This window comes from Shewanella sp. ALD9 (assembly GCF_002836315.1).
In the GTDB taxonomy this organism is placed as follows: Bacteria; Pseudomonadota; Gammaproteobacteria; order Enterobacterales; family Shewanellaceae; genus Shewanella.
The window spans coordinates 71,804-98,710 of sequence record NZ_PJCD01000039.1 but is presented as its reverse complement, the minus strand read 5'-3'; the positions used below and the strand labels follow the sequence as shown (position 1 = coordinate 98,710).

The following is a 26,907-nucleotide window of genomic DNA, read 5'->3' as shown; positions in this document are numbered from 1 at the left end:
ACCATCTTAGTCGCTCTGCGGCTATAGGTGAGATAGCTGGTCTCCAAAAACAAACAGCATCTAGCTTTATGCCGTATGGCATTACTTAACCCCAAACCGGGGGCTTCTCCCGGTTTCCGGGTGTTGCCCCTGATTTTTTATATAGGAGCAACACCATGCACATCATCACTTTCATTGTAGTTCTGCTTGCATCTCTGGGCGCACTGTACGTTGGCGCGAAGGTATTTGCATTTTCCTTCATCGCTCTCGCTAAAGTGTTCCAGCGTATCGGTTTGTTCCTTTGGAACAAATTCGCAGTTCCTGCAATGCGGTCTGTACAGGCCGTCATAAAAGAACGTGCTGCTAAGGCTGAGCAAGCCAAGGTAGCCGTTGAACCTGAGGTAACTCAAGTTCAAGAAGCCGCTAAACAAGAACCTGATTGGGATTATCTCGAAATCCCTACTTACCTTCGTAAGGGTAAGGATCTTGTTTGGTAATTACTGTCGCTGAGTAATCTTCGACACTTTCAAACCCATCGGGGCAATCATACCCCGACGGGGATGTTGCCCCTTTTTTGCTTAGGAGCAACATCATGGAAATCGCTATCATCGCTATGTGTATCCCTACTGGTTGGGCAATCTCTCGTCCTTTCGTGAGAATAGCTGAATCGTTTGGCTACTGCTGATAGTCAACGAAAAGAGAGGGGGAACCCCCTCTCTTTCTGGTCAAGCCTCTGTGGCTTGTCCTCAAAGTCTTCTGGTTTCAGTTTGCTTTGACGACAAGCTACAGGGGGAATGTCGAATGCAACAGAATCTTCATGTTTACGACGATCAAGCAGGCATCATCTATCTAGCTGATGGACGCGAGGTGAAATTTGATCCGAAACTGTATTCCAGCGCCTACCTGGCGCACAGCGAAGCAGTGAAATGGGCCAAAGAAACTGGGGTCATTGGTCAAGACGACGATGTGGTGATGTTCGTCCATTGAGGGAGTAGCCTCTAGGAGAGGCTACTCTTCTCTCTCAAAGAAGTCTTCTTACTTATGGTAAAGCCATCAGTAAGCAGATTTTGTTCTCTTCGGAGAGCGAAAACGTGCGATAGCTGGTCGCCAAAAACAAACAGCAAATTAACGTTAATTTACTAGCCCAACCGGGCGCATCCTCCCGGTTCGGGACGTGGTGCGCCTGTCAAATTTAGGAGCGCACCTATGTCTCAATATACTCAATTCTCAGTAAGCAAGGTTTTCGGTATGCCTAGCATTCCGGAGAAGGTAACTGCCATCGGCTATGCTGACGGCTCGCACCCTTTTATCCCTGCCACTGATACCAACTACGTTTTCCGCAAAGAGTTTCTGCGAGAGGTTTTGGCCTATCTCAAAGAACCTGGCGGTGACGCACTGTTCGTAACCGGCCCTACCGGGTCTGGTAAAACCTCTGGTATCACCGAGATCGCTGGTCGTCTCAACTGGCCTGTTCAGCAAATCACTGCCCACGGGCGGATGGAACTGACAGATCTGATTGGACATCACGCTCTGGTCGCGGAAAAACCAGGTCAACCACCTGTCATGAAGTTCATGTATGGACCTCTGGCAGTTGCTATGCGTGAAGGTCATCTACTCCTCATCAACGAGGTGGATTTGGCCGACCCTGCCGAGCTGGCTGGTCTCAACGATGTCCTTGAAGGGCGTCCTCTTGTGATCACTCAGAATGGTGGAGAAATCATCAAACCACACCCAATGTTTCGTGTGGTCGTTACTGGTAACTCTACGGGTTCCGGTGATGCTTCTGGTTTGTACCAGGGGGTGATGATGCAGAACCTCGCAGCTATGGATCGCTATCGTTTCACCAAAGTAGGGTATGCGGATGAGGAAGCTGAACTCAGCATTCTTGGCCGTGTTACTCCGAAACTTCCGGAAAATGTACGGAAGGGAATGGTTCGGATTGCTAATCAGGTCCGCAAACTGTTTCTTGGTGAAAACGGTGAAGATGGTCAGCTAAGCATCACCATGTCCACCCGGACGTTGGTGCGTTGGGCGAAACTGTCTCTTGCGTTCCGAGGTGCCCCAAATGCTCTTGAATACGCCCTAGATCAAGCTCTGCTTATCCGTGCGGCCAAAGAGGAGCGTGAAGCCATCCTGCGTGTTGCGAAGGATGTGTTTGGGGACCAATGGCGCTAAGGGGTGACGCATGAAGAAAAATCACTGTTTGTGCCGTCGTTACACATTCAAAGATGCGGTAACGTTGGAAACATTCGAGGTATTTATTGGCTACAAAGCTCTCCGGGAGCCCAGCTCCTCGGAGCCAGGCCAATTCACGATGGTTAAGCTAAACCGAACCGTCACTGATGGGAAAGCTGAAAACTGGTCTGAGACAAAGCTCGAAGGACCTTTTGAAGCCAACGGCCCAGACACGATCCCAATGTCCTATAAGGACAAAGAAAGCCAGTATGTGTCACAGTTTCTCAGCCAGGGGTACACCTTTCTGGATGAGGTGCTGGTAAACGCAGAGACACAGACTGTGCTGGAAAGGGGAAATGTTTCAGCCGAACAAACAATCAGATTAGGATCTCTAAACTGGCTGTTGTCTCCGCCCTCTGAGTTACCTCCTGGCGACATAAACCTCTTCAAAGGTTTTGTAGCTGGGATATTTGCCAAAGGAGCCAGTTTGATCGGCTTTGAGGTTGCTCGGAATGAAGGCTCTAACGACTTGCTGCCCTGTGTGCTAATGCGTACAGACAGCGGTTATGAGCTTGGGGTGAGCACTGGTCTTGGCGAGAACACTATCCATCCAGCAACGCTGGAAGGCGCTGGTGAACTCCGCCCTGAACATGGTCACAAACCCCTGCTGATGTTGGTTTACCTACAACAGCGTTTCGCGGATGACTTTTCAAACGTTGATAAGCCGCTGGTGGCCTTCTGTGATGAACAGGGTATCACCTTCGACTACGAGCGTTTTGATTCACTAAACCCCCTCATTGAACGGTTTGGTTTCAGCTACGACGAAGTAAGAGCGGATGCAGAAAGGCTTGGCCTTGTATCTGAGCTGATTCGGCTGGCAGAGATCGACTCCGAACAAGAGGATCACTTTTTTTAACCCTAACGGAGGCTACTCCCTGTTAGGAAAGTTGGCCCTGTCCAAATAACTTGGCTGGCGGGTAACACCGCCAGTTCTTACTAAACCCTACGGGGGCACCGATGCCCCGATGGGGTCATGGTGTCCTCAAACCGTTCATTAGTGAATAGGAGAAACACCATGTCTGATAGCAAATCTCTTGTAACCCGTATCGCTGAACGTTTTGGTGTTGACACCCGGAAGTTCTATGACACGTTGAAGGCTACAGCGTTCAAACAGCGAGATGGCAGCGCACCGACCGATGAGCAGATGATGACGCTCTTGATCGTGGCTGAACAATACGGCTTAAACCCTTTCACTCGGGAAATCTATGCGTTTCCTGATAAGCAAAATGGGATTATTCCGGTTGTAGGCGTTGATGGTTGGAGCCGTATCATCAACGATCATCCCCAGTATGATGGCGTCGAGTTCGTTTACGCGGACAAGATGATCAGAATGCAAGGCGCGAACGTTGAGTGTCCTGAGTGGATAGAATGCGTGATTTACCGTAAGGACAGATCTCGCCCTATCCGGATCAAGGAGTTCATTGACGAAGTTTACCGAGAGCCAGTGCAGAAAAATGGGCAACACGGCCCTTATGTTGTCACTGGTCCTTGGCAAACACACACCAAGCGTCAACTCCGGCATAAGTCACTGATCCAGTGTTCTCGTGTCGCTTTTGGCTTCTCCGGTATTTATGACCAAGATGAAGCTGAACGTATTCGTGAAATGGAACAAGCATCAGCCATTAACCCGGCTATTGCCAACCTCCCTTCACCGACGCAAGTTCATAGCCAAGAGCCTTTGGCTATCGAGCATAAAGAGCTTGATCCGATCCTGACCAAACTCGCAAATCGCGCTATTGCTGAAAAGGCATGGTCTGCGGCGCATGAGTATGTGAAGGGACGGTATGAAGGTTCGGAATTGCAATATGCGACTCAATTTCTTCGTGAGAAGGAATTGGATCAAATGGAGCCACCGAAGCCTGACTACCAGGAAACGCATGAGCAAGAGCCCATCATCGCTGGTGGCCCAGCTAATGCAAAGTCTGGTGCCGATGAAGTGCCGCCTTTGAGTGACGTGGACATGATCCCCGTAGCAGAAGAGGAGGGCGCAGAAGGGCATTACTACTAACCCCAACGGGGGGACTCCCCTGCTGGGGGAGATCTCCCTCCTAACCACTGGAGAGAGGTCCATGAAAATAGTCAACCTATCGCAACGCGAGGAAGATTGGCTTGATTGGCGGCGTCAAGGTGTAACAGCCACTGACGCCGCTATCCTGCTCAACCGGTCTCCGTACAAAACACGATGGAGACTGTGGGCCGAGAAGACTGGGTATGCGCGAGAAGTCGATCTGAGTCTTAATCCGCTGGTTCGCCGGGGGATAGAAAACGAAGATGCCGCAAGACGTGCTTTTGAGGAGAAGTATGATGATATGCTCCTCCCTGCCTGTGTTCAATCGGTTCAATACCCGCTCATGAGGGCCTCCCTGGATGGCCTGAGAGATAACGGGGAACCCGTCGAGCTGAAAAGCCCGAGTGCTACTGTATGGGAAGATGTTTGTGCTGAGAAAGCAAACAGCAAGGCATACCAGCTTTATTACCCGCAGGTGCAACACCAGCTCCTGGTTACGGGTGCTAAGCAAGGTTGGTTAGTCTTCTACTTTGAAGGACAGATAAAGGAGTTTCCAATACTCCGAGACGAAGCCATGATAAAAGAAATCTTGGCTGAGGCTAAAAAGTTCTGGCAACAGGTAGTAGACAAGAAGGAACCTGATAAAGATCCAGAGAGAGACTTATACATACCGCAAGGTGGTGAGGTCAATTGTTGGATTGCTGCTGCTGAGGAATACCGCCTCTATGATGCTGAGATTCAGGAGCTTAAACAGCGACTGACTGAGCTTCAAGAAAGGCAAAAACCTCATCTCGATACCATGAAGTCCCTCATGGGGGAATACTTCCATGCCGACTACTGCGGCGTGATGGTGACGAGATACAAAGCGGCTGGTCGGGTAGACTACAAAAAACTGCTTGCTGACAAAGCATCAGGTGTTAAGCCTGAGGATATTGACCAGTACAGAGAGAGGTCATCCGAACGTTGCCGTGTAACGGTTACAGGTTCGGTGAAACCACGGTACATTGTTGATGAGGACGTACTTGCTCCTCTTGATGATCTGCCGGAAGAAGTAGTTACATGCTACTGGTAAGTGGGGGATTTTCCCCCGCTTTCCCTTGGAGATTCTGAGAGTCTTCAACGGAAAGGAGATTTTGTTCTCTTCGGAGAGCGAAAATGTGCGATAGCTGGTCGCCAAAAACAAACAGCAAATTAACGTTAATTTACTGGCCCTACCGGGCGCATCCGCCCGGTTCGGGACGTGGTGCGCCCCCAACTTTTGGAGTGCATCATGACTAAAGTGAACCATCTACAAAGCCTTTGTGTTATCCACGTTGACTTTGACATTTGGAGCGGACAAACCCGTTTGTCTGCATCTGACCTCAAGCTGGGTGAGGGTGGTGAAATACCACCTGAGAAAGTCGCTCAACTAGGAAGTAAAAAAATCTGTGATCCGGCGAAGCTGAAAGGCTTTCATCGCCTGAAAACAGAAACTCGTCGTCTCCTGCTGAAATTCGGTATGCCGTTTATGAACGGATTTGCCGTCCCTGTCAGCAGGACCGATGAAATCTGTAACAAGCTGAATGACATCAACTACCAGTTCAACCAATTGAAACAGGATTTCATCAACGGTTATAACAAAGCTGTGGATGAATGGTGTCAGGAAAACCCTGAATACGAACGAGCCATACGCGCTGGAGCCCTTCCAAAGGAAACGGTCGAAGAGCGGATTGGTTTTGAATATCAGGTGTTTATGATTCAGCCGGTGAACGAGGATGAGGCTAACGCTAAGCGTCTTAACCGCAAGGTTGAGCGTCTTGGTGACGATCTTGTCTCCGAAGTAGTTCAGGAAGCAAATAAGTTCTATATGGAACGTCTGGCAGGTCGAGACCAATGCGCGGTTACGACACGTCAAACCCTCCGTAATATCCGCGACAAAGTGGATGGGCTTAGCTTCTTGAACAGCGCTTTTAACCCTTTGGTCAATCTGCTCGATCAGACCCTTCGTGGCTACGAGCAACATGCTGATGGTCGTAACATCGTTGCACCTTTCTTTTATCAGGTCGTGGCCGCAGTGCTGATCATGAGCGAAAGGGAACGCATCGAGGAGTATGCCAACGGTTCGATCACTGTAGAGGGAATGGCTCTTAACATTGGTGGTTCGGAAGCCCATATGGGGGACCGTTCTAAAAATGAAAAAGCCGGACTGGAAAGCGATAAAGCTGGTGAGTCTGCCCTCGTATTAGAGGGTGACAACACTGTGCAGCAACAGGTAGGTGGTGCTGGCGCTGTTCAATCTGAACAGACCAACAACGGTGGTGACGCCGTTGACGTGGATGAAGACATTGACAGTTTCTTCAAGAATTTTGCAGAGCGAGGTGAGGGCGAGTCGGAAGATGACCCCAATGCCGGTGATGCTGTTCAAGATGAATACGTTGATGTTGAGGATGAGCCTGTTTTACCTGAGGAAACTCTGGTAGTACCCGATCCCATCCAAGAGGAGCCTGCTACGGAGCCTCTCAACCAGGAACCGCCTAAAACTGACGATGATGGTGACTTGTTCTTTTAATAGTCACTTCAACTAAACCGACCCGGAGGGGATAGCCATCCCCTCCGGGGGTGGACTATCTCCTTCTCAATCAGGAGAAAAGATATGTCCAAAAAACGCACCATTTACAGCGCTCTACCTATCGTGGCCGCAGCCTATGGTGAAAAACTCGGTGTTAAAGTGGCAATCGGTAACGATGACGCTTATACCGACGGTAAAACCATCGTGGTTCCGAATATCCCCGACGACTATCCAAATATGGATGCTGTTTGGGGGTATTTGGCCCATGAAGCCGCCCACGTCCGTTTTACGGATTTTGGTGTCGAACGCCGAAGAGGCCTTCATGCTGAGCTGTCCAACGTTTTGGAGGACTGCCGTATTGAACGCGCCATGATGGATCTCTTCCCAGGCACTTCACAAACCCTGAATGAAGTCGCTCGTTATATGGCTCAAGCTGGTCATTACGAGCACGTCACAGATAAAGAGGCTCCAGCCTCCATTCTGACAGGGTTCTGTTTGTACTGGCTGCAAACTAAGGCTGTTGGGCAATCTGTCCTGCAACCCTATCTCGATTCGGCTACTACCGTATTCGAGCGAGTGTTTCCTCAAGGTGTTGTGGTTCGGTTGAACGCTTTGCTGCGTAAAGCTGTGAACACGAAATCCACCGCAGAGGTAGTATCCTTGGCCGACCAAATCATCAAGATGATCGAAGAGGAAAAGGAAAAAGAAGAGCAGAAACCCAAGAATGGTCAGGACGGTAACAACCAACAAAACGCTGGTGGAGACCAACCTCAGAACAATCAGGGTGGAAGTGGTAATGATCAGAACCAAGGGCCTAGTGCCGGAGGCAGTGATCAGCAAGGCAAAAATCAGAAGCAAGATGAAGCTGGCGGGAAGCCTGATCCGAAAGGACAGAGCGACCAAGCTAAGTCAGATGCTGATGGTGGCAGTAAGGCAGGACAAAGCCAGGCTGGTGGTAATTCTGACGCGGCGAAACAAGACGCGGCCAAAATGCTACAGCAGGTTCTGAATGCCGGTGCCGGTGACTTGCGTGGTGACGCGCATGACGCATTAAAAGCCGAGCTTAACCGGGTGGCTCAGGATAAGGGGGATAACAGCTATATGACTGTTCGCTCCGCTGTAGATACCCAAAACAATCCTGCTGTTGGCAAAAGCCTTGTGGGGGATGTGAAGAGCACCACTTCAAAGATAAGAACGCAGCTTTACGGATTGGTTCAGGCCAGCCAGCGAGTTGCTCACCGTAATCAACGTTCAGGGAAGCGTGTGGATGCTCGGAAGCTACATCGTGTAGTGACGGGTGATACTCGCGTATTCCTCAAGCCGGAAGCCAAGAAGCGCCCTAACACGGCGGTTCACATCCTGGTTGATATGAGCTCCTCGATGGCCTACAAGGCCGCCAATGGAAAGGAGCGTCAAGACATTGCGCGGGAAGCGTCTTTGGCTATTTCGATGGCCCTAGCAGCGATCCCCGGCGTAAACCCGGCTGTTACCTTTTTTGGTGGCAATCGGAATCAACCAGTGTTTAGCGTCGTTAAGCATGGAGACACTGTTCAAAATCGGGCCGGTCGATTTGGGTTCAAAGCAACAGGCGGCACTCCTATGGCGGAAGCCATGTGGTATGCAGCCTTTGAACTCACCAAGACCCGTGAAGAGCGGAAAATGTTGATCGTGGTGACTGACGGGCAGCCTCAAAGCGCTCCGGCATGTCGCTCTGTGATTGACCTCTGCGAACGAAGTGATGTTGAGGTGATCGGTATAGGGGTAGAGACTACCGCAGTATCAGGACTGTTCCACAAGAACATTGTCATTGATGACGCGGCAGCTTTACAACGCACACTGTTTAAGTTGATGGAGCGGTCATTGACTGCTTTTGCGGCCTAACAGGAAGTGAAACGATAAACGGCTATCCCTTCGGGGGTGGCCGTTTTTATTTGGAGAGTCTATGAATCAATTCCATCCATCCTTGGATTTGTATCATCGGAACAAAGGTAAAAGGGCCATAGTGCCTGATACGCCTTTCATACTGCTTGCCAAGCGCATTCCTCCAATGTACTGGAGACTTTTCCAAGGTGTTACCTTGGATAGTCGTATGGGATACACAGGCAGGCGGCAGTTCCACAATCTTGGGCAAGCAATTGATTGGGCAAAGTCATCAGTTGGTGATTCCTGGTCAAACAAGAGCTTTCGTAAGCCAGTTGGCCTCGATACCTTACTTGTCTGTACTGCGAGCAAGGTGCCTGAACATCTGGTCGAAGAACTGAAAAGGCGTGTTAGTTGATACGTCTTTGATCTTTGCACCCTAAAAGGGCAGTTTGAGCGTTCCTGTTCACACTGCTCTCGTGGAACAATCAAAGTGAGGAGGGAATACCCTCCCACTTTCTCAGATGCCTTCGCTGAGGGTTGCTGAGAAAGTGAGTTTTGTTCTCTTCGGAGAGCGAAAACGTGCGATAGCTGGTCGCCTAAAACAAACAGCATTAAACCTCAGCCTAAGGGCGCACTGCGCCTGTCAGGCTCTGTGTGCCCCAAAATTACTTTAAGGAGCGCACATGTCTCATTTAACTAATCTGAAATCCGTAATGGTCTCTCTTGCCGCCGAACATAAGCTGCCTGAAATCTACAAAGATGACATCACTACCGATGTGGAGTCTCTGGAAAGATTTGATGGTTTGCGTTTGGTATGGCTGTTGCGAGATTGCGGCAGCGTTTTGGTGCCAACGGAAGTTGGTGTCAATCCGATCTATATCACCCATTGGCTGTGGTCTAACCACGGTCAGCAGGTGGTTCCGTTCTCTGTAGATACCCGCACGGGGTTGATTGAAAAAATCGACTTTGAGCAAGCTGAAAAGCTAATCATGCAGATGCCTTGCAATCTATCGTCATTGCAGAACAAGGAATATTTGGTTGACCAAGTAAACCGAGTTTTGAAACGTGGTTGTGAAATGCGTATCTGGGGTATCTTCGAGTCTCCAAGTTCGGTCGAGTCTGTAGGTGGTTGGAAAGAGTGGCAGAGCTATTTCAGCTCTACTGGGAATCGGCTGATGGCTGATTTTATTGGTAAAGCCATTCGATTTACGAACCCACATTAATCCGCCGTTCAATTAATAACCCTATGGGGCCTCAATAGCCCTGAGGGGCAGGGGCTCTGCAATCGCAATAAGGAGCCCTTATGAAAAAATTATCAGCTTTGGAATCAGTTCTTAACCACGACAAACCTTCTCGACGTTTTCTTGATGGACTCAACGAAAACCAGATGAAGGACCTGTCAGGAGAGATATTCGCCAAGCTCTATTGGAGCAAGCGTAATCCCCAGTGGTACGAGAAAGACACCAAGCGGCTGTTTGCACGACTTCGTTGGATTCAGCGCATCATCAAGAAGCGTTTAAAGACCGGCAAAGTTAAACCTGAACTGACTGAAAATGGTTCAGTGATGGAACGCTTTAGCTTTCCCTGCGGTGACACTCTCGATTTCTTCCGTCGGTACTTGCGCCATCCCAAATGGGAGGTTATGTACCAAGATTCGGGGTGCAGTGCCTTTTGGAAAAATGAAGCAACGCTTGAGCTATGCACCTACTGCGAAGGTGATGTTGTCATGATGAAGGCTCCCGATAAAGTTGCTTTCTTTCGTGATTGCAATCGCCTTAGCTGGTGGTATGCAGATAACGCTTGATCTTAATCCCTAACCAGGGGCGAACCTGCCCCTGATGGGAGCATGGTGCGCCCCATCTATGATGGAGGACGCCATGTTCAAATCATCAGTATGCTCCTACGAAAATAGGGGGCCTTACGGAAACAACAAGTACAGAGGTAACTGCTCAGGCTTTATTGTGAAGGACTTTATTGAATCCTACATGAGAAAGCCTAATGGTCTGGTGGCCGATCCCAGTGTAGGGGGAGGTTCCAGTATCGACGTTGCCAATGAACTTGGTATCCGTTTCAAAGGAACAGACTTGCATCAGGGATTCAATCTGCTGCGGGATGACTTCCTTTCGTTCCTGGGAGAGCCTGCCCACCTTATCTGGTGGCATCCTCCCTACTGGGACATGATTCAGTATTCCGGTATGCAGTGGGGCGAGCCCAACAAATGGGACATGAGTCGCATGAACTTGCCGGAGTTCGTTGAAGCTCTGGAGCTGGCTGTTATGAACATTCATGACGCCTGCGAGCGAGGGGGACACTACGGAATACTTATGGGAAACCTGAGGCGAGATGGGGACTATTACAACCTCTCTAGCCTTGTAGAACGTATAGCGCCTGGGAAGCTGGTGGATGAGATCATAAAAACGCAGCACAACTGTGTGAGTGATCGAACTCAGTATTCTGGGAAGCTGGTGCGTATCGCCCATGAGAAACTGTTGGTGTTTCGTCGTAACGACGTTGCCTCATCGCTTAGTCTTCTTGCTGCGGTTCACCGTCGAGCAACCAATATGGTTTCGACAACATGGAAAGCTGCAATACGGCGTGTCCTGCAAGGGAAGACGTTGAAGCTGGAGCAGATTTATCAAGAGATCGAACCTTATGCAAAGCATCGAGAGAATAACCACTGGCAAGCAAAGGTCAGGCAGGTTCTCCAAGATGCCAGGTTCTTTATTCGCATCGAGGTAGGTGTCTATGCACTTGCTGAGTAGCCCAACCGGGGCGTGACATCCCGGAAGGGGTGGTCGCGCTCATCAATAACTAAGGAGCGTGACCATGAACGTACAACTGCAAGCCAGCAACAATGTTCTGCTGGAACAAATCGAAAATAAAGGCCTCACTGTTGAAACGCATTGTCGCAGTGGCTTTTGTGGCATGTGCCGGGTTCGTCTTCTCAAAGGTCAAGTGGCCTATGACGAGATCCCCGTCGCATTTGTCAAAGAAGGGGAAGTGTTGGTTTGCTGCGCTAAAGCAAAAACTGATGTGACCTTGGAAATTTAACCCATCCGGAGGGGCCTTTCCTGCGGGTGGGGCTCCTCTATCCATCACGAGGAGAAACACTATGTCTATCAAAACCAAAGTTGAACAAATCGCATACGGTCATGCTACTGCTCAAGTGCTCAGTGAACTGGGTCAACAAGAGAATTGGTACAAGACTTATGAGTATTTGTCTGAGTGCGTAGAGCGGGGAGATGAGCCTGATGATCTGATCGTTTGGCAACCGTTTGAGCACTGGGAGTGGAAAGACATTCTGGAACAAATCGAAAGCGAAGCCGAGTCTCTGCTTTCGACAATTAAGTCGGTTTTGGCATTGGCTCACAAAGGCATCATACAGTCAGCGATTGATTGTTCTCTGGATTCGGACATGACCCAGCTAGACCTGATTGGAATGGTCGAACTTGGCAATGACATCGAAGAAAGCGAGAGGGCTGGAGGTGGCTATGCAGCTTAACCGATACACGGCCAGAGAATCTGATAAAGGTCGGATTCTCCGGACTATAGGTTGGTGCAAACGCAACCACCTTACACTTGCCGGTCTTCCATACGACGACAACCTTGCTGGGAGCGAGGGGATCAGCCTGGAGATAATCACTCCACCAGGTATGTCGAGGGAAATGCTGGAGCAAGCTGTCAGAGAAGGGTATTCGGAACGAGATGTTGTCAGACATCGCATTCTGGAGTGCCCCGTCGGCTGGTTCATGGAAGCTGATGGCAAGTCATTTGAACATGAATTATTCCACGATTACGTGGTTGCTCATGGTTATGGCGAGCCTTCCAGTGAAGCCTATGAGCTGGCGGAACGATGGTTCTGGCAAGGTAATGATTATGCGTTGATAGCAGCGGAGATAGTTGCTCGTGATCTTTGTGTTCGTGATGACGAGGATTGAGCCTATGACCGCTGTAGCGCATATAGCAGCAGATAACCTTTTACCAGCCTGTGGTGGTACAGAGAAGCCGTTTACCGTCAGTGGTAGGCAATGGCTTTACTGTTACCACCCTGCTAGTGGAAGGCACTGCTACTTAGATCTCGATAACGACCATCCAGTTTGGCATCGAGGATTCCATCCCGCTTTTCATCCTGAGTTTGAGTTTGCTGACGAAGCTGAATTGCCTCAGTCAGTCAAGCAAAAGCCGGATCATGAAGAGCTGGAGGATTTTTACTTTTAACCCTCGGGGCTGCTCTTCCTGATGGGAGACGGTCCCACATTCTCAAAGGAGAAGACCATGACAGATCACAGTCAAACGATTGTGTTCCCAGGGAACAATGTTGAATCACTTGCTGAGGCTAACGCCATGTTGAGCGCTGTGTCGGAAGATGCACGTAAAGCAAGCAATCTGAAAGACAAGTGTGACCTTGAATCACTTCAAATCTGGCTGGAAGAGAGTATCAACTCTCAACTGGCAGGCGCGAAGTAACTATGACTGTAACCCCACTGGGGGCTTCATGCCCCCGTGGGGGCATGGTGCCCATAAAAGGAGCCACCATGAACGCAGTAAAGATGATCCAGAAGGAAAGCCAGCTTGAGCTGCCTCTTTTTTTCTTGGACGAAGAGCCGAAAACCGCAGAAGTTATTCCATTTGATCCAAGGCTTGAATGGTCTGATGATGAGGTGAAGCAGTTAAGATATGGGCTTCTATGGCACAGCCTTAGGGTCCTGGCAGATGGTCGAGCAGGAACTGAAATCAAGCAGGAAACTATGGAGTGGATGATGTCCGACGAGGTGCATCCTTTCTCATTTGTGGCCTGCTGCGGTGAAGCCGGTTACGATCCATCTGGAATAAGGGAAGGCGTGAAGTCTATCCTAAACCGCTTAGCGCGGGTTAAAGCGGGGGTTTAACCCCCTGCTTTCCCAGCGGCATCGACTTTCACATGTGAAAGTTTTGTGCCCCTCGGAAAGCAAGATTTTGCTCTCTGACGAGAGTGAATAGTGAGGTAGCTGGCCTCCTCAAACAAACAGCATTCAACTTAACCCTTGGGGGATCACTGCCCCTGGGGCTGGTGGTTCCCTGTCAAACATGGAGCCACAACTATGACTACTCTTGCCAGCTTTGCGAATCCGATTTCTGTTATTCAACTCTCACCAACCAGTGGGGTGTTTGGCTCAAATCAGTTCGTAGGAGACAAAGAGGGATTTGTACAAAAGGTGCTCGGGAAGTGGTACTGCAATCCAGGGAATACCATTCCCGTTGAGAGCATGTCCCACCTAGAGCAGGCTGAGAAACTGTATGACTTTTATGTCAAGTATCTCCAAGTGAAAGAAAAGACCTCTGTGAACCTTGGACGGGTGCTGCATAAGCTGTACAGCACTGGTTCTATCAAGGAGGCAGAGATCGCTCTTGAAGCAATAAAAACTCAGGCTGGCGTGACAGCTTGATCAATCAATCAACCCTAAGCCGGGTGCATCCGCCCGGCTCGGGACGTGGTGCGCCCCCAAACTAATTGGAGAGCATCATGGAAAAACATAACCTCAAATCTGGATTCAGCATCTATTTCGCTGACGTCCATTTCGAGAAACAAGTCTACGCATTCGGCTCAGGACTTGGCTTCACCTCTGTGATTTACGCCTACTCGCTGGGCCGAGATCCGGAAGAAGCTGAAAAGCTGGCGCTTGAGAAGTACGACTCTGACGATACGAAGGTGAAAAAGGTACATGTCAATCTGGCTCGCAGCCAGGACATTAACCGCTACACCTTTCCTGAACATATGGCTGGCTTTGCTAATGCCATTCAGTCTCACGGCGTTGCTGTGAACTGAGAACCACTTTAAACCCATCGGGGCCATTACTTCCCGATTGGGACGGTAGTGGCCTCTCAACCGAAAGGAGAGAGCTCATGGCTACTATCGTAAACACTAAGTTAGGAGAACATCGAGGCAAGAAGCGCGTTTGGCTGGAAGGTCAAAAGCTACTGCGTGAAGGTTACTATCCTGGCATGAAGTACGATCTGGAATTGAAAGACTCCCAGGTTGTGCTCCGAGTCAAAGAGGAAGGTAAATTCACCATCAGCAAGCGTGAGCGCAATGGCCGAGTGTATCCAATCATCGATCTGACCGCGCAGGAACTCGCTACCGTTTTTGACGGCGTAGAGATGCTCCGCGTGTTCATTCGTAACGGCGCTATCGTGATCTCCGCTCACCATCAGCAAGAGCGAGTGATCGAGCGTGTCAACAGGCTTATCAGTAAGCTGGAGAATGGAGAATCGCTGTCAGTATGCAGCCTCTTTCATGGGGGTGGTGTGCTCGACAAAGCGGTTCACGCCGGTTTTCACAAGGCGGGAATTGCCAGTGCCATATCTGTGGCCGTGGAGATGGAAGGGAAATATCTCGATTCGTCTTTGGCAAATAACCCCGAGCTCTGGAATGAAGATTCAATAGTTATCGAATCACCAATCCAGGCAGTGAATCTCAGCAAGCGCCCACCGCAGGTGGATGTCTTGATGGGGGGAATACCTTGTACCGGCGCATCGAAGTCAGGTCGTAGTAAGAACAAACTGGAGTTTGCCGAATCGCATGAGGCGGCAGGTGCTATGTTCTTTAATTTCCTGCAATTCGTAGAAGCGCTAAACCCAGCCGTTGTGTTGATTGAGAACGTGCCCGAGTACCAGAACACAGCTTCGATGGAAGTTATCCGTTCTGTACTCTCTTCGTTGGGCTACTCCCTACAAGAGCGCATTCTCGACGGCAATGAGTTTGGGGTTATTGAACGCCGCAAGCGTCTTTGTGTCGTTGCGCTTTCCCACGGGATCGACGGTTTTGAGCTTGCGAAGGTTCAGCCTGTTCGTACCAAGGAAAGCCGCATCCACGAAATCCTTGAGCCGGTGCCTCTCGATTCTGAACGTTGGAAGTCATTTGACTATCTGGCTGATAAGGAATTGAGAGACAAAGCCGCTGGCAAGGGGTTCTCTCGTCAGCTCCTGACTGGATATGATGAGTATTGCGGCACCATAGGTAAGGACTATGCAAAATGCAGAAGTACCGAGCCTTTCATTGTTCATCCGGAACAGCCTGAGTTGTCTCGCATCTTTACACCGATAGAACATTGTCGAGTGAAGGGGATACCAGAGGAGCTCATCCAAGGTCTATCGGACACAGTTGCCCACCAGATTCTCGGGCAATCTGTAGTCTTTCCCGCGTTCGAGGCTTTAGCCCTCGCATTAGGGAAGAGTCTTTGGAACTGGGTTGGAATGATGCCGATCATGGTCGAAGTCGTGGATGAGTCACAGCCGGTTATCGGTGGTGAAGACTTCCATTGGGCAACGGCTCTGGTTGATGCAAAGGGCACTCTCAAGCTGTCACCGACAGCAGAAAGACAGGGGATGCCCTTCAACATTATGGACGGTCAATTGGCTGTCTATTCACCTAATGGAACCAAAAAAAGCTGCGGCCATGAACCTTGCGAATATCTCCCGGTAATGATGACCGGAGACGCAATTGTGGTCACTTCATCTTTGGTTCATTAGTAACTCACCGGAGCAATGCCGAAAGGTCTTTGCTCCGGCCTATCCGTAAGGAGAGTAATTATGAAAATCGAAACTGTTGTGCCTTTACCTCCCGAGGATTCAGGCCTTCAATACTGCATTGCCAGGTTCCATAACCGCAATATGGATTCCAAGCGAAAAGACAAAACCCGTTTTTTCAGGAGGGAGCCGGTTATGATCGTAAACCCAGAGACCAAAGCAAAGGTACTCCGGTATGCGATGGGCAACCCTGGGAATTTATCCATCACCAAGCTGGCGGTCGCGCTGGATTACGATGCGGTAGATGCTCTGGGTGTTCGTTTTAAAGACACTGTAAATCTTGAGGTTCGCAGAGCCAGGCGCTGGGAAGTCTGGCAGTGGTTCTGGAATCATCCGGATCAAAGTGTCCAACTGTCAATCAAACTGGGCGTGGTTGGTGCTGTGTTGGGAGTCATGGGCTTCCTGACCGGCGTAGCTCCGTACCTCTTGGGATAAACCAATAAGCCGTTAACGGGCAATGTAAGTCCGGAGACGGCTTGCATTGCTCTCTCGAAAGTGGAGAGTCAAATGAATACATTGGAACAACTTGTAAATCAGAGGGTGCTTGAGGAAGGTCTGAAAAAGGCGAAGCCATTGGCCGCGCAAATGGGGCTTGAATCAGTACCTGATGAGATGCTTGAAATGATCTGCCCGAACTTGAACTACTCAGGGCAATTTACGCCAGCTCTGTACGCAAGATTTCAAAGCGTAAAGCGATTGCTGAAAGAGTTGTCGGAACAAACCTCACCGAAGCACGGGCATATTGTGAAGTTTACCTACCAATATGGGAGCTACGACGAGTCTGCTTTGCTGTTCAAAGAAGGAGACGTCAGAAACGAGAACCTGATTGCTTGTGTAGGTGGAAAAACGCTGAACCTCGGAGAATTAGAGCTTCGAGATTATGGGCTCGATATGCACATTGGTTGCGGTGGCCCATTTGAGCCGATCTCAGAATCGCAGATTCAGTCGTTGTCTGAGTTTGACTTTTATGAGACGACCTACAGATTTTGGGGCCAGAATCCATGTGGAAATGGGTTGATAGAGATCACCGTTCCTATGAAGCGTTGGTTCTTGACTGTGTAGGTTCAACCTGAGTGCGCCGAGAAATCGGCGTACCTTTCCCTGAAAATGGGTAATAAGCGCAGGGGGGGAACCCCCTCGCTTTCCCAAGCATCTCGCTCTACCTGGATGTTTCGGAAAGTGCCTTAGGCGCTCAAGTGCGGTAGCTGGCTGCCAAAAACAAACAGTAAATTATCAACCCTGCCGGGGATAGCTCTCCGGTAGGAGACTATCTCCAAAAAACTTATGGAGATATAGATATGTCAAATTTCGATCAAATAGCAACCGTACACAAACTTACGGTTGTGAGAAAAGTTGATAAACATGACTCAGAATTCGATGTTTACTTATGTGAAGACCATCTCGGTAACGAATGGGCTTTATCAAAAGAAGGGGAGCCTGAGTATGCTGAATGGGGTGTTTACAATTATATCGTTCGTAACGATGTTTTTATGATCACCACTCCTGTATCACTACCTTGTATGACATTGGAGCTTGTAGAGCTTCCCAAAGATTATAAAGGTGAGCTACAAGTCGGTATGTCAATTAACTAGATTATTAACCCTGACGGGAGATCCTCCTGTCAGGGGATCTCCGTCACAAACTGGATGGAGATATAGCATGTCTAAAAACGTCAACGATGTTTTTTCAAACCGAACTTCTTTGGAATGTACTGTGAATGCAGCGCTGGATCGTCGTATCGGTCTGCGTGTCGGGTTCCCTCATTACCGAGAAGGGGCAAACGGTGTGGTTTGTGAGATCGAAGCAGAGTACCCATTGCTCAACACTCATTCGAGTGTTGCATGGCCCCTGATCGATGAGCTCAACAGTTACACCATCCAAAAAAACCAATCGCTCATTGATCACATTGATAATGCGATTGCTGAGTTGTTGAAACACAAGGCTCGTCTACAGCTTGATATTCAAAAGCTGCAAGACGGTGACATTGATCTGGTTAAACAGGCCAAGCGGCAATACGACGACAATCAAATGTCGAGTACCAGCTAGTGAGGCTCTGATAGGCAGTTTCAATTTTAACCCTACCGGGGTGCTTTATCCCGGAAGGGATGGGCACCCTGCTAATCCAGGAGGCCCTATGCAACAAACATTAAACTTTGATCTATCAGAACACCCCCTCCCTGTGCTTTTGCGTGGGGATAAGTGGGATTCTGTTTGGTCAGAACTGACTGATAACGAGGATTTGAACTTCGTTGATGCCAGTAGAGGAACCAGTCTGTCATCGTTGATCACGTCATCGGTTGAGGCCATTCACACGGCCTTAATTGATGGATGGACCATGATGATCGGCTATTCCAGTGGTAAAGATTCTGAAACGGTCTTGCATCTGTTCCTGATGGCCCTGATCCGGGCTGTCAGGAGTGGGGCGACCATCAGCCAACACCACTTCATCTTGCACACTGACACACTGATCGAAAGCCCTGAGGTAAGGTGGCTGGCGGATCAGAAACTGGCCGAGCTGGAGCGTTTCATTGCGAAGGAAAACCTTCCTCTGACCATCGTTCTAGCAAAGCCTGGGATCTCGCAGAGTTGGACGGGCCGAATCCTTACTGGGAGGGGGTTGCCTACGTTTTCCAACTCCACGGCCCGCCAGTGTAGCCAGGATTTAAAAATCACCTCGGCCAAAAGAGCGAAGGCAGCTTATATGCGAGAGCTTCCCAAAGAGGTTCGGCAGAAAGTCTGCCTTTTGCTGGGCAGTCGTGATGCTGAAAGCACTATTCGTGCAGCCAACATTGCAAAACAGCGAGGAAGCTCAGATCGCGTCATTAAGACGAAGGATGGGGGTGAGCTGTATGTAGTGAAAAACTGGTTGGCGAGTGATGTATGGGAGTTCTTGTTATCCGCTGGCATGGACTCAAAATATCCTCTGCCAAGTTACTTGGAGAGCAATGTCACTACGGCAGAGCTCTACAAGGCGGCAACAGAGAAAAAGGCTAGTGACGCCTGTGGCGCTCGCTTCGGTTGCTGGGCTTGCCAGGCTGTTGGGTTGGATAAGTCAATGGAGACATTGCTTACCACGGACCCTGAAAGGCATGGCTACATGTCAGGGCTGAACCGCATCCAGCGCTACTTGGCTAAGCGCCGGTACGCATGGGAAGACCGCCATCCCGTAGGTCGAACGATTTACGAGGGTGGATACATCAAAATACAGCCTGACGTTTACAGTCCTGTTTTCCTTGAGCGATTGCTTCATGTCTGTTGCAGTATGGACTACATGGAGCAAAAGAGAGCTGATGAGCTGGCTTACAAGCTGGCTACTGGACAAGCAGAGGATAACGACTGGAACCGTCGAATGGCAGAGCCACAATTCCGGATCATATCGGAAGAGGCTTTAGTCCATATCGACTTCATGTGGGCCTTCCATCATTTCAATGATAAGCCTTTCCATGCTCTGGAGATTTACCACAGGGTTTGGTCGATGGGTGATCTGGACTTGCTGGAAGATGAGCCGCAGTGTGAAACCGTTCCTCAGTCACCAATTCCGAAGCCATTGTGGTTGAAGGTTGGACGATGGGGCGATGGTTCGCTTTCTGATGGCTTGGCCGATCCGTTAGCGGAAATGGTTTACTTTGACGGCGGGGATGACCCGTTGGCAACGAAAGTAATCAATACCTCAGACGGAAAGAGAAGGGTGGTTTGTTTCGCAGAAGATGATGAGGTGAAAGTCGATCCCGACTCCGCTGCGTTCATCATCTGGAACGAATACCCGCGACTAAGAGAGTCTGTGCTAAAGGGACATTATACGCCTGGCAGCGCTGCTCAGTTTTACCTTAGGTTTGGAGCAATCCAGCTTGCGAAAGGAAAAGGCGCTTTGTATCACCGCATGATGCAAAGAGGCCAAACCTACCACCAGATGGGCCTTACTGGGCTCCAGACGATGGAAGGAATCCAACAACGTAAGGATGTCAAAGTGCTTAGCGATGCCAAGTACAAAGATTTGGTTATGCGAAAAATCAAAGGAAGACTGGCAACTGTACGCTGGTGGGTAAACTTGCACTTAACGTTCAAGTACCACCTGCACCACCGGACTCCGACAGGTTTGTTCATCGAGAAGCAGCTCAACCAGGAAGTAATGGAAGAACAGAAGCGGCATCAAGCACGATGGTTTAACTACGTGACCGATGCAATGCTATGTTACTCCAGTGCATTCTGTATGAGCGTCATGGAAGGGCGAGAAGGAAGCGGAAACGCTAACATCCGCCGCTACATGATAGCGACCAGAAGAAAGGCTTATACGGCGCTCTGTGAGCTCCTAAACAATACTGATGCACCTTGGGTGTCTGATGTGTTGCAGGGGGCATTGGGGCAGTATGAGTCGATACAGGCAGCTTTAACCGAAGGTTCAGCGCTGACTATTTATCTGGATTGGATCAACCTACTGTCAAAACGTCACCCAGCCTCTTTGGAACGACATGTCAGAACGATGATCAAGGCGGTTCAACGCAAACATCGTCGTAACGGCACAGAGTTGCAAAGAGGACAACAAGGCTTGTCCTTGGCCGCATAAAATGCCCTCCTTCGGGAGGGCTTTTTCTCTTGCACCCCAAAAGGGCAATTACAGCGTTTTACCCTTGTACATGCCTGTCATACTCTTTGCTTATTGTCAGCGTTTGCTGGCTATAACGGTAGCTGGCCTAAAACAGCAATAAACTTACCCCTCGGGAGGAAAACCCCTCCTGGGTTTCTCTCCCATAACCAAAGGAGAGAAGCATGAGCCTAAAAAAGTTAAGTCGGCTGGTGGACCAACAACGAAAGACCCAGGATGAAATCAATGATGAAATCATTCTGGCCGTCAAAGAGGTGTTGGCTACCAATTCAGTCGGTTTAGCCCGTGAGCTTGTTGGGGGTGTCCCGCAAGATCATCCATTCCATCCGTTTTTACTCGCTATAGCTAAGCAGCTTGACCCGAGATAACTCATTAACCCAACCGGGTATACCAAGGCCCGGTCGGCTTTGGTGTACCTCCAACCAATTTTGGAGGCACTATGTCTAATTCAAATTTCGGCTTTTTAGCTCTGGCCTTGCGCCAACGCCTGATCAAACGCTGGTCACTGATGCACTCTGTTCAACCAGAGTCTGTGTTAGAGCACAGCGCTGTTGTTACCTTACTTTCCTATCTGGCTGGCAATATCGCTATTCAGCAAGGTAAGTCGGTGGATCTGGCAACTATGCTGGCTCATGCTTCTTTGCATGACGCTGCCGAGGTTCTCTGCTCTGATGTTGTAACACCAGTCAAGAAAGCAAATGCTGTTTTGCAGCGTGAGTTTGAAAGATTGGAGAAGGCCGCAGAGGACAAACTCATTCAGACTCTTCCCGTAGAGCTACAGGATGCAGTCGCCATAGCCTTCGCTCCCGGTGGCTATGAACAATCACTGGTTAAGGCCTGTGATACCTACTCCGCTTACATCAAGTGCAAACTTGAGGTGGCCGCAGGTAATGGCATTGAGTTCCAGGATGCGCTTAGCAAAATGGAGCTGGTTGTTGCTCAGGTGAAATTGGACTTTCCGGAAATCGACGCTCTGGATAAATGGTTTGGTAACGGACTCGGCCATTCAGTAGATAAACTGCTGTCAGGGGGTAACGATGACTAACCTACAACCTGGCGAAATCAAGATTAAGGACTTTGGCCGCGACCGGAAATTCCGTTCGGTTGATGAGCTTCAAAGCACTTTGTCTGAACAGTACAAAGGTCAGCATGTCAGTATCGTTTACCCAGCAAAGCCTAACGGGTTACTCCGAACGGTCTTTGTCAGTGTTGATGATGCTGGTGGCGTAAATCAGACCTATGGAGACCAATCTCCAGTCGATTTTTCTGCCATCAAAGATGACCTTTTTGGTGAAATGCTATGAAAGCATCACTAAAATCCTTATCAAAAGAGCAGGTTAATACACTGGCATGTAAGCTAGGGGAAATTCAAAGGTATTTGGCCGAAGATACTGAATTACTCTCTGATTTAAGTGAACTAGGTATTGATTTGTCGTCTGAGATTGATGGCTACGATTGTGTGATAGAAGCTCTATTTGAGTTGCAACAGTTCGCCAATCAAAATCTGTCTTAATAAGTTAACCCTCACTCGGGCGCATCATCCCGAGAGGGTGTGGTGCGTCCTAACTATAAGGAATGCACTATGTCTAACTTTGAACAAGCTCTGGAACGTACTGACGGCAAGACACTGATTCTCAGCAACGGGAGTAAGTGGGCAGGCCAAGACCCGGATAACATTCAGACTTTGCTGGATGTTCTCGGCAACAACGTTCTTGATCCAATGTTTGAGCAGTATCACTGCTACCGTTCTTATCCGTTTGAACCCCTGATTAAGACGGGGCGCAATGATAAGATATTCCAGCCTTGGCTGGGAGCAGCTTGTTTCTTTGGGAACTTTCTTACGGTCTCTCATGTTTTCAACATCATCACGAAAGATGACAGTGTTGTTGAGGCGTTAAATGAGGCGATCCAGAAGAACATAGCGACTGAACAATACCAGCAGTATGCCTATGAGCGTTACGCCGGTTGGTTCTACGTTGAAACTAGCGAAGGGTTTAGGCTTGTATCTCCAAGTGAGGCTGCCGACATCCGTGCTGGCGCAGTTTCAAAGCTGCGTTACCCAAGAAACTTCGAGGTTATGAAAACTGCGGTTATCAAAGGCCCTCGATTCGATGCTGAATTAAGCCGCAAGGCTTCTTAAACCCAAATATTAACCCCACGGGGGACATTAGTCCCTGCGGGGGTGGTGTCTCCCTCTGAAACTAAGGAGATACCAATGATTAAACAGCATTTTCAAAACGAACTGGTTAAGTGCGGATACCCGGATGATCTGAAAATTGAGTACAGTCTCGGGTACTGCCAGGGCGATGGAATGGCATTTTATGGAGACTTGGGCGTTGATGACGTAAAAGCACTCATGAAGCGCCTATTCAGCACTGAGCTCGGCCAAGTAGATGCTGTCAGTCGCGTGAAGAACCTGATGGCACAGAAAGACATTGAGAATATGCTTTTTGTCCTCCGTGAGTATGGTTCCTGTGACTTGTCCATTACCCGGAACAGTTATGGGCATCACTACTGCCACTGGAACTGCATGAACATCGACGACAACGTGGACTTTACAGGGATCTTCCCTGATGATGACACCATGCTAGGAACCGGCATTGAAGCGATTAACCAGGATATGATCGAGCGTTGGCAAGACATCTGGGATCGTTTTGTGTTGGAGCTGGCGGATGATGTGAAAAGCATTTCCAAGAAGCTCGAATCCGACGGATACTCGCTGATAGAGGCATCTCCATGCGAAGAAGAGGTGGTTTGGGAACGGACCACTGAAAACTACCTGGTGCGTGTGACTGAACTCCCTGAGCGGGATTTCGATATGGGCCACTGGGATGACGAAGTACGAGACCAAACAATTTGCTCCATTCTGGAAGGGAAAGAGCGAGTTCTTGGCCTACGAGTTGAGGTACTCTCTCGTGAAAACGAGATAGTTCTGGGTGAAGATAGTCTGCACGGTTTGACCGTTGCCAGTGATGACAAGAGTTACGCTGGTTACAGACGAGAACTTCTCCGGGCTGCTATCCAGCAAACCAGGGACTTCTTCTCTCGCCACCTCAAAGCGGCATAATCAAGGCAGGGGGAAACCCCTGCTTTACTTTCCAAGTCTTTTTACTCATGGTAAAGCCATCAGTAAGCAGATTTTGTTCTCTCCGGAGAGCGAAAACGTGCGATAGCTGGTCGCCAAAAACAAACAGCAAATTAACGTTAATTTACTAATCCCTGCGGGAGTTTATCTCCTGCTGGAGATACCTCCCGTTTTTTCTGGAGGTATCCATGAATAGCAAATTCCAAAATTTTAAGCTGGTTTATCGTCAAGGTGGTCGTCGCTTAGAGCGTGTCTTTACAGACACTCTTTACGTGAATGTGAAGCGTGTCGCTGACTCGTTTCCCCCGACCGTTCTTTGGCGCATCTTGCCAGCGTAAAATTCGGAACCTTAAAGCTCGGCTTTGGCCGTGACCTTTCAATAACCCATGCGGGTACACTTCCCCGCACGGGGTTGGTGTACCCATTAACTTTGGAGTACACCTTATGAACCAATTAGCTAAATTGGACATCGCCCAAATCCGTCAACAAGCCATCAATGATGGACTGCTGGTGGACCAATCTTCCATCGGTAAGCAAGCTGGTTTCCTGACGAATGTGGCAGTGACCCCGGCAATTGTCGATGGTGTATTTGGTGCAGATGGTAAACACTCAGTAGAAGACTTCCTTTTCATGTTTTTGCAGCTTTGTGTTGCTCAAACAAAGGTCGCTTTTACCGACAACAAGAACTGGGGAAAGATTCGTCTTTACTACCCCATGCCTACTGTAGATGGCTTTTTCAAACCCACTGAGGTTGTGATTAAGTCAGATCCTGTAACCGCAGATGTCACAGTCATGATGGCCTCGGAAGAGGGCACCCATTTGTGCTTGTGATATTCACAAAATTCGCCTCCGTTTCGGGGGCGATCTTTTAAACCCCTTGCCGGGGAGTTCTCCCCGGCTGGGGAGCCTCCTTGGCACATCCTCCCAGTGTCGGGGTTTCCTTAAAACCCTGGCAACGGGGGGTTAAGGAAGCCTCGATGCTGGGGTTCACGCTAAGGAGAAAACCTATGTCTTACTACAAAGCTGACACCGTTCGTGAAGCGGCTAACGGAAACTGGCTATTCATCCTGGCGGCCCTAGCGCCCCATCTTGAACCAGCTCTCCGTAAACCAGGTCGTCATGTTTCTTGCCCTATCCACGGCGGGAAAGATGGCTTCCGACTGTTCAAGGATGCCCACCTGACTGGTGGCGGCGTATGCAACACATGCGGTGCTAATCATGATGGTTTTGAGTTGCTCATGTGGCTCAATAATTGGGACTTTAAGCAGTGCCTAAGCGAGGTTGGTGATTACTTGGGAGTTGAGAAAGAGCAACCCCAGTATCAACAATCTGCTGCACCGTCACGAGCTCCTGCCCAGGCCAAAGCGCCTGTTCAGCAAGAGCCTATGAAGGTAAACAACAAGGTTCTCGATTCCAAGAATCGCAAGAAATCCATTGCCGGTACTCTGATCGCCCACGGTAAAGCTCCCTACGAGCATAACGAAGACAATGAGCTTAGCTACTTTGCCTTCATCCGTGACAAGAGTGGCTTGGAACGCACCGTTTGGGGTGTGGATCTTGAAAGAGCCATTGGTGAAAGCGAGGCCAAGTATGGGGATGAGATCATCATGACAAACCTCGGGCGCGAGCCTGTAACTGTCGTCGTTGAAGTTAAAGACGATCAGGGGAATGTTGTGAGAGAACAACCTATGCAAACGCACCGCAACACTTGGTTGGTCGAACGTCGTGGCGCTACGGTAACGCAGTTCCGCGCTCGTTCAAACGGTGGTGTTGAACCGGTGAGTCACTATGTTGAGACGGCCCCTGTGGTCAATCACACGGTAGCAACTCCGGCACCGCAAGCACAATCTGCGGCAACACAACCCGAAGCGCAAAGCAGTGAAGTCAAGCCGAAAGTTGTTCCGATGTTTCGTGAACAACCCAAGCCTTGGCTGCTTGAGCTCCAAGAGGAAATGGAGAAGAGAATGGAGCGCGAACGCGCTTACAGTGCTCGTCTCCGTGAGAAAATCGAGAAGGTATGGAACGAGTGTTTACCGTTCTCCAGTCATGTGACTGAGCCAATGCGTCTGTACTTCAAAAACCGTGAGCTTCTGTTCAAGGTCGATGAAGTAGAAAAAACAGACTGTCTGCGGTTCAATCCGGCTATGGCCTACTACGACGAAGATGGCAATGAAGTTGGGAAGTTCCCGGCTATCGTCTGCGCTATCCGAGATGTGGAAGGCAATCTGGTAACGCTCCACCGCACCTATCTCACCCCAAACGGTAAGAAAGCTAAGGTCGGCAACGCCAAGAAAATGATGCCCATTCCGGAAGGTTTGGATGTCAATGGTGCGGCCATCCGCCTTGGTGAACCGACTGAGGGTATCCTGGGTGTTGCAGAAGGGTTGGAAACAGCTCTATCCGCTTATCGAGTCACTCAAATCCCGGTTTGGTCAACGGTCAATGCGACCCTGATGGAGTCCTTCGAGGTTCCGGAAGGTGTTCACACCGTACTGATCTGGGCTGACAAAGATAAGTCTGTGACTGGTGAGAAGTCAGCGAATGTGCTGAAAGCCAAGCTGGAGAAGCGCGGCATTCGTGTGTACATCCTGCTGCCTAAGCTCCCTATCCCGCCCAGAGCGAAAGGGATTGACTGGAACGATGTCCTGATGAGTCAGGGAAGCCTCGGCTTTCCAAATGCTCGCTACCTGCGCGATTTTATTGCGAGAAGGAGAGATGAGTATGCCCGTCATTGATGTCTCAAAGGTTGATACCACGCCTGGTAACGACGAAGTGTGCTCCTTCTCACCCCCTGAGGGGTGGGAGGGTGACTCTGCGGCTTACATTGAGCTTATGCGGTCTCGGTATCGTAATCTGATGCACTGCCAGAGAATGATGGTGACGGCTTCTTTCGCAAGAAGGGAGTCCATCCAAGTTACTGGTCCTTTTGCTGACGAAGCGACTAAGATCATTAACTCAATGAAAATGAACAAGGCAAAGCCGCCATCGGCTTTGTCTGCTTAAAACTTTAACCCTGAGGG

35 protein-coding genes are annotated in these 26,907 nt (G+C 49.6%); all 35 read left to right on the top strand.

What is annotated here, in order from left to right; genetic code table 11:
* Positions 1 to 155: 155 nt before the first annotated feature.
* The 35 genes from CXF88_RS16115 to CXF88_RS15945 all read left to right on the top strand — a co-directional run bounded on the left by CXF88_RS16115 (position 156) and on the right by CXF88_RS15945 (position 26,890).
* Positions 156 to 476, top strand: coding sequence for a hypothetical protein (locus tag CXF88_RS16115; RefSeq protein WP_013141561.1), 321 nt, complete (start codon positions 156 to 158; stop codon positions 474 to 476).
* Between the two features lie 304 nt (positions 477 to 780).
* Positions 781 to 966: a hypothetical protein gene (locus CXF88_RS16110; protein WP_154398366.1), complete on the top strand. Its 186-nt coding sequence runs from the start codon at positions 781 to 783 to the stop codon at positions 964 to 966.
* A 219-nt stretch (positions 967 to 1,185) separates the two neighbouring features.
* A complete protein-coding gene (locus tag CXF88_RS16105; RefSeq protein ID WP_022635552.1) occupies positions 1,186 to 2,154 on the top strand; it encodes an AAA family ATPase in 969 nt (322 codons plus the stop codon).
* A gap of 10 nt (positions 2,155 to 2,164) precedes the next feature.
* Positions 2,165 to 3,070 (top strand): hypothetical protein, encoded by a 906-nt coding sequence (locus tag CXF88_RS16100; RefSeq protein WP_071681736.1) that lies wholly within the window; start codon positions 2,165 to 2,167, stop codon positions 3,068 to 3,070.
* A gap of 159 nt (positions 3,071 to 3,229) precedes the next feature.
* Positions 3,230 to 4,222 (top strand): phage recombination protein Bet, encoded by a 993-nt coding sequence (gene bet, locus CXF88_RS16095; RefSeq protein ID WP_071681734.1) that lies wholly within the window; start codon positions 3,230 to 3,232, stop codon positions 4,220 to 4,222.
* A 61-nt stretch (positions 4,223 to 4,283) separates the two neighbouring features.
* The gene (locus tag CXF88_RS16090) at positions 4,284 to 5,294 is read left to right on the top strand and encodes a lambda-exonuclease family protein (RefSeq protein ID WP_022635555.1); all 1,011 of its coding nucleotides are present in this window, start codon (positions 4,284 to 4,286) and stop codon (positions 5,292 to 5,294) included.
* A gap of 198 nt (positions 5,295 to 5,492) precedes the next feature.
* Positions 5,493 to 6,770, top strand: a complete 1,278-nt coding sequence (locus tag CXF88_RS16085) for a DUF3150 domain-containing protein (protein ID WP_071681732.1) — start codon at positions 5,493 to 5,495, stop codon at positions 6,768 to 6,770.
* An 84-nt stretch (positions 6,771 to 6,854) separates the two neighbouring features.
* Entirely contained in the window at positions 6,855 to 8,651 is a 1,797-nt protein-coding gene (locus CXF88_RS16080; RefSeq protein WP_022635557.1) for a VWA domain-containing protein, read from the top strand.
* A 61-nt stretch (positions 8,652 to 8,712) separates the two neighbouring features.
* Positions 8,713 to 9,048: a hypothetical protein gene (locus CXF88_RS16075; RefSeq protein ID WP_038220028.1), complete on the top strand. Its 336-nt coding sequence runs from the start codon at positions 8,713 to 8,715 to the stop codon at positions 9,046 to 9,048.
* 268 nt (positions 9,049 to 9,316) lie between these two features.
* Positions 9,317 to 9,856: a hypothetical protein gene (locus CXF88_RS16070; RefSeq protein WP_071681730.1), complete on the top strand. Its 540-nt coding sequence runs from the start codon at positions 9,317 to 9,319 to the stop codon at positions 9,854 to 9,856.
* 80 nt (positions 9,857 to 9,936) lie between these two features.
* A complete protein-coding gene (locus CXF88_RS16065; RefSeq protein WP_071681728.1) occupies positions 9,937 to 10,437 on the top strand; it encodes a hypothetical protein in 501 nt (166 codons plus the stop codon).
* A gap of 73 nt (positions 10,438 to 10,510) precedes the next feature.
* Positions 10,511 to 11,395 (top strand): DNA adenine modification methylase, encoded by an 885-nt coding sequence (locus tag CXF88_RS16060; protein WP_071681775.1) that lies wholly within the window; start codon positions 10,511 to 10,513, stop codon positions 11,393 to 11,395.
* Positions 11,396 to 11,459: 64 nt separating this feature from the next.
* Positions 11,460 to 11,684, top strand: coding sequence for a class I ribonucleotide reductase maintenance protein YfaE (gene yfaE / locus CXF88_RS16055; RefSeq protein ID WP_021293651.1), 225 nt, complete (start codon positions 11,460 to 11,462; stop codon positions 11,682 to 11,684).
* A 61-nt stretch (positions 11,685 to 11,745) separates the two neighbouring features.
* The gene (locus CXF88_RS16050; protein WP_071681725.1) at positions 11,746 to 12,135 is read left to right on the top strand and encodes a hypothetical protein; all 390 of its coding nucleotides are present in this window, start codon (positions 11,746 to 11,748) and stop codon (positions 12,133 to 12,135) included.
* Positions 12,125 to 12,571, top strand: coding sequence for a hypothetical protein (locus tag CXF88_RS16045; RefSeq protein ID WP_071681723.1), 447 nt, complete (start codon positions 12,125 to 12,127; stop codon positions 12,569 to 12,571). The genes CXF88_RS16050 and CXF88_RS16045 overlap by 11 nt, the downstream gene beginning before the upstream one ends.
* Before the next feature lie 4 nt (positions 12,572 to 12,575).
* Entirely contained in the window at positions 12,576 to 12,851 is a 276-nt protein-coding gene (locus CXF88_RS16040) for a hypothetical protein (protein ID WP_071681721.1), read from the top strand.
* A gap of 57 nt (positions 12,852 to 12,908) precedes the next feature.
* The gene (locus tag CXF88_RS16035; protein ID WP_071681719.1) at positions 12,909 to 13,100 is read left to right on the top strand and encodes a hypothetical protein; all 192 of its coding nucleotides are present in this window, start codon (positions 12,909 to 12,911) and stop codon (positions 13,098 to 13,100) included.
* Between the two features lie 68 nt (positions 13,101 to 13,168).
* Positions 13,169 to 13,522 (top strand): topoisomerase II, encoded by a 354-nt coding sequence (locus tag CXF88_RS16030; RefSeq protein ID WP_240500571.1) that lies wholly within the window; start codon positions 13,169 to 13,171, stop codon positions 13,520 to 13,522.
* A gap of 192 nt (positions 13,523 to 13,714) precedes the next feature.
* Positions 13,715 to 14,059, top strand: a complete 345-nt coding sequence (locus tag CXF88_RS16025) for a hypothetical protein (RefSeq protein ID WP_071681718.1) — start codon at positions 13,715 to 13,717, stop codon at positions 14,057 to 14,059.
* Between the two features lie 77 nt (positions 14,060 to 14,136).
* Complete coding sequence (locus tag CXF88_RS16020) at positions 14,137 to 14,439, top strand: hypothetical protein (protein WP_071681717.1); 303 nt, start codon at positions 14,137 to 14,139, stop codon at positions 14,437 to 14,439.
* A 77-nt stretch (positions 14,440 to 14,516) separates the two neighbouring features.
* On the top strand, positions 14,517 to 16,142 hold the full coding sequence (locus CXF88_RS16015; protein ID WP_071681715.1) for a DNA cytosine methyltransferase: 1,626 nt from the start codon (positions 14,517 to 14,519) through the stop codon (positions 16,140 to 16,142).
* A 60-nt stretch (positions 16,143 to 16,202) separates the two neighbouring features.
* On the top strand, positions 16,203 to 16,634 hold the full coding sequence (locus CXF88_RS16010) for a hypothetical protein (protein ID WP_174208833.1): 432 nt from the start codon (positions 16,203 to 16,205) through the stop codon (positions 16,632 to 16,634).
* A gap of 72 nt (positions 16,635 to 16,706) precedes the next feature.
* Positions 16,707 to 17,261 carry a hypothetical protein gene (locus CXF88_RS16005; protein ID WP_071681713.1) on the top strand — a complete coding sequence of 185 codons (555 nt, stop codon included), beginning with the start codon at positions 16,707 to 16,709 and terminating at the stop codon, positions 17,259 to 17,261.
* Between the two features lie 236 nt (positions 17,262 to 17,497).
* Positions 17,498 to 17,791, top strand: coding sequence for a hypothetical protein (locus tag CXF88_RS16000; RefSeq protein ID WP_071681711.1), 294 nt, complete (start codon positions 17,498 to 17,500; stop codon positions 17,789 to 17,791).
* A 67-nt stretch (positions 17,792 to 17,858) separates the two neighbouring features.
* A complete protein-coding gene (locus CXF88_RS15995; protein WP_071681709.1) occupies positions 17,859 to 18,245 on the top strand; it encodes a hypothetical protein in 387 nt (128 codons plus the stop codon).
* 88 nt (positions 18,246 to 18,333) lie between these two features.
* Positions 18,334 to 20,763, top strand: coding sequence for a phosphoadenosine phosphosulfate reductase (locus CXF88_RS15990; protein ID WP_101087656.1), 2,430 nt, complete (start codon positions 18,334 to 18,336; stop codon positions 20,761 to 20,763).
* A 203-nt stretch (positions 20,764 to 20,966) separates the two neighbouring features.
* A complete protein-coding gene (locus tag CXF88_RS15985; RefSeq protein ID WP_013141582.1) occupies positions 20,967 to 21,170 on the top strand; it encodes a hypothetical protein in 204 nt (67 codons plus the stop codon).
* Positions 21,171 to 21,241: 71 nt separating this feature from the next.
* Positions 21,242 to 21,847 (top strand): 5'-deoxynucleotidase, encoded by a 606-nt coding sequence (gene yfbR, locus CXF88_RS15980; RefSeq protein ID WP_071681624.1) that lies wholly within the window; start codon positions 21,242 to 21,244, stop codon positions 21,845 to 21,847.
* Positions 21,840 to 22,106 (top strand): hypothetical protein, encoded by a 267-nt coding sequence (locus tag CXF88_RS15975; protein WP_071681622.1) that lies wholly within the window; start codon positions 21,840 to 21,842, stop codon positions 22,104 to 22,106. Before yfbR ends, CXF88_RS15975 begins: the two co-directional genes overlap by 8 nt.
* Positions 22,103 to 22,315, top strand: coding sequence for a hypothetical protein (locus CXF88_RS15970; protein ID WP_071681620.1), 213 nt, complete (start codon positions 22,103 to 22,105; stop codon positions 22,313 to 22,315). The genes CXF88_RS15975 and CXF88_RS15970 overlap by 4 nt, the downstream gene beginning before the upstream one ends.
* Positions 22,316 to 22,384: 69 nt before the next feature.
* Positions 22,385 to 22,942: a pyruvate dehydrogenase gene (locus CXF88_RS15965; protein WP_071681618.1), complete on the top strand. Its 558-nt coding sequence runs from the start codon at positions 22,385 to 22,387 to the stop codon at positions 22,940 to 22,942.
* Between the two features lie 75 nt (positions 22,943 to 23,017).
* Complete coding sequence (locus CXF88_RS15960; protein ID WP_071681616.1) at positions 23,018 to 23,869, top strand: NgrC; 852 nt, start codon at positions 23,018 to 23,020, stop codon at positions 23,867 to 23,869.
* 462 nt (positions 23,870 to 24,331) lie between these two features.
* Positions 24,332 to 24,718, top strand: a complete 387-nt coding sequence (locus CXF88_RS15955) for a hypothetical protein (protein WP_071681614.1) — start codon at positions 24,332 to 24,334, stop codon at positions 24,716 to 24,718.
* A 176-nt stretch (positions 24,719 to 24,894) separates the two neighbouring features.
* Positions 24,895 to 26,622, top strand: a complete 1,728-nt coding sequence (locus tag CXF88_RS15950) for a toprim domain-containing protein (RefSeq protein ID WP_071681635.1) — start codon at positions 24,895 to 24,897, stop codon at positions 26,620 to 26,622.
* Positions 26,609 to 26,890 carry a hypothetical protein gene (locus CXF88_RS15945; protein WP_071681612.1) on the top strand — a complete coding sequence of 94 codons (282 nt, stop codon included), beginning with the start codon at positions 26,609 to 26,611 and terminating at the stop codon, positions 26,888 to 26,890. The genes CXF88_RS15950 and CXF88_RS15945 overlap by 14 nt, the downstream gene beginning before the upstream one ends.
* The last annotated feature ends 17 nt before the right edge of the window (positions 26,891 to 26,907 follow it).

Excerpts from the sequence above, each read along its gene's own strand:
- CXF88_RS15955 (WP_071681614.1), top strand. The coding sequence starts at position 24,332 with ATGAACCAATTAGCTAAATTGGACATCGCCCAAATCCGTCAACAAGCC.
- CXF88_RS16105 (WP_022635552.1), top strand. The coding sequence starts at position 1,186 with ATGTCTCAATATACTCAATTCTCAGTAAGCAAGGTTTTCGGTATGCCT.
- yfbR (WP_071681624.1), top strand. The coding sequence starts at position 21,242 with ATGTCTAATTCAAATTTCGGCTTTTTAGCTCTGGCCTTGCGCCAACGC.
- CXF88_RS16045 (WP_071681723.1), top strand. The coding sequence starts at position 12,125 with ATGCAGCTTAACCGATACACGGCCAGAGAATCTGATAAAGGTCGGATT.
- CXF88_RS15985 (WP_013141582.1), top strand. The coding sequence starts at position 20,967 with ATGAGCCTAAAAAAGTTAAGTCGGCTGGTGGACCAACAACGAAAGACC.
- CXF88_RS16065 (WP_071681728.1), top strand. The coding sequence starts at position 9,937 with ATGAAAAAATTATCAGCTTTGGAATCAGTTCTTAACCACGACAAACCT.
- yfaE (WP_021293651.1), top strand. The coding sequence starts at position 11,460 with ATGAACGTACAACTGCAAGCCAGCAACAATGTTCTGCTGGAACAAATC.
- CXF88_RS15990 (WP_101087656.1), top strand. The coding sequence starts at position 18,334 with ATGCAACAAACATTAAACTTTGATCTATCAGAACACCCCCTCCCTGTG.
- bet (WP_071681734.1), top strand. The coding sequence starts at position 3,230 with ATGTCTGATAGCAAATCTCTTGTAACCCGTATCGCTGAACGTTTTGGT.
- CXF88_RS15965 (WP_071681618.1), top strand. The coding sequence starts at position 22,385 with ATGTCTAACTTTGAACAAGCTCTGGAACGTACTGACGGCAAGACACTG.
- CXF88_RS16100 (WP_071681736.1), top strand. The coding sequence starts at position 2,165 with ATGAAGAAAAATCACTGTTTGTGCCGTCGTTACACATTCAAAGATGCG.
- CXF88_RS15945 (WP_071681612.1), top strand. The coding sequence starts at position 26,609 with ATGCCCGTCATTGATGTCTCAAAGGTTGATACCACGCCTGGTAACGAC.
- CXF88_RS16020 (WP_071681717.1), top strand. The coding sequence starts at position 14,137 with ATGGAAAAACATAACCTCAAATCTGGATTCAGCATCTATTTCGCTGAC.
- CXF88_RS16110 (WP_154398366.1), top strand. The coding sequence starts at position 781 with ATGCAACAGAATCTTCATGTTTACGACGATCAAGCAGGCATCATCTAT.
- CXF88_RS15995 (WP_071681709.1), top strand. The coding sequence starts at position 17,859 with ATGTCTAAAAACGTCAACGATGTTTTTTCAAACCGAACTTCTTTGGAA.
- CXF88_RS16010 (WP_174208833.1), top strand. The coding sequence starts at position 16,203 with ATGAAAATCGAAACTGTTGTGCCTTTACCTCCCGAGGATTCAGGCCTT.
- CXF88_RS15960 (WP_071681616.1), top strand. The coding sequence starts at position 23,018 with ATGATTAAACAGCATTTTCAAAACGAACTGGTTAAGTGCGGATACCCG.
- CXF88_RS16000 (WP_071681711.1), top strand. The coding sequence starts at position 17,498 with ATGTCAAATTTCGATCAAATAGCAACCGTACACAAACTTACGGTTGTG.
- CXF88_RS15970 (WP_071681620.1), top strand. The coding sequence starts at position 22,103 with ATGAAAGCATCACTAAAATCCTTATCAAAAGAGCAGGTTAATACACTG.
- CXF88_RS16070 (WP_071681730.1), top strand. The coding sequence starts at position 9,317 with ATGTCTCATTTAACTAATCTGAAATCCGTAATGGTCTCTCTTGCCGCC.
- CXF88_RS16040 (WP_071681721.1), top strand. The coding sequence starts at position 12,576 with ATGACCGCTGTAGCGCATATAGCAGCAGATAACCTTTTACCAGCCTGT.
- CXF88_RS16030 (WP_240500571.1), top strand. The coding sequence starts at position 13,169 with ATGAACGCAGTAAAGATGATCCAGAAGGAAAGCCAGCTTGAGCTGCCT.
- CXF88_RS16090 (WP_022635555.1), top strand. The coding sequence starts at position 4,284 with ATGAAAATAGTCAACCTATCGCAACGCGAGGAAGATTGGCTTGATTGG.
- CXF88_RS16075 (WP_038220028.1), top strand. The coding sequence starts at position 8,713 with ATGAATCAATTCCATCCATCCTTGGATTTGTATCATCGGAACAAAGGT.
- CXF88_RS16115 (WP_013141561.1), top strand. The coding sequence starts at position 156 with ATGCACATCATCACTTTCATTGTAGTTCTGCTTGCATCTCTGGGCGCA.
- CXF88_RS16085 (WP_071681732.1), top strand. The coding sequence starts at position 5,493 with ATGACTAAAGTGAACCATCTACAAAGCCTTTGTGTTATCCACGTTGAC.
- CXF88_RS16060 (WP_071681775.1), top strand. The coding sequence starts at position 10,511 with ATGTTCAAATCATCAGTATGCTCCTACGAAAATAGGGGGCCTTACGGA.
- CXF88_RS16035 (WP_071681719.1), top strand. The coding sequence starts at position 12,909 with ATGACAGATCACAGTCAAACGATTGTGTTCCCAGGGAACAATGTTGAA.
- CXF88_RS16025 (WP_071681718.1), top strand. The coding sequence starts at position 13,715 with ATGACTACTCTTGCCAGCTTTGCGAATCCGATTTCTGTTATTCAACTC.
- CXF88_RS16005 (WP_071681713.1), top strand. The coding sequence starts at position 16,707 with ATGAATACATTGGAACAACTTGTAAATCAGAGGGTGCTTGAGGAAGGT.
- CXF88_RS16080 (WP_022635557.1), top strand. The coding sequence starts at position 6,855 with ATGTCCAAAAAACGCACCATTTACAGCGCTCTACCTATCGTGGCCGCA.
- CXF88_RS15950 (WP_071681635.1), top strand. The coding sequence starts at position 24,895 with ATGTCTTACTACAAAGCTGACACCGTTCGTGAAGCGGCTAACGGAAAC.
- CXF88_RS15975 (WP_071681622.1), top strand. The coding sequence starts at position 21,840 with ATGACTAACCTACAACCTGGCGAAATCAAGATTAAGGACTTTGGCCGC.
- CXF88_RS16015 (WP_071681715.1), top strand. The coding sequence starts at position 14,517 with ATGGCTACTATCGTAAACACTAAGTTAGGAGAACATCGAGGCAAGAAG.
- CXF88_RS16050 (WP_071681725.1), top strand. The coding sequence starts at position 11,746 with ATGTCTATCAAAACCAAAGTTGAACAAATCGCATACGGTCATGCTACT.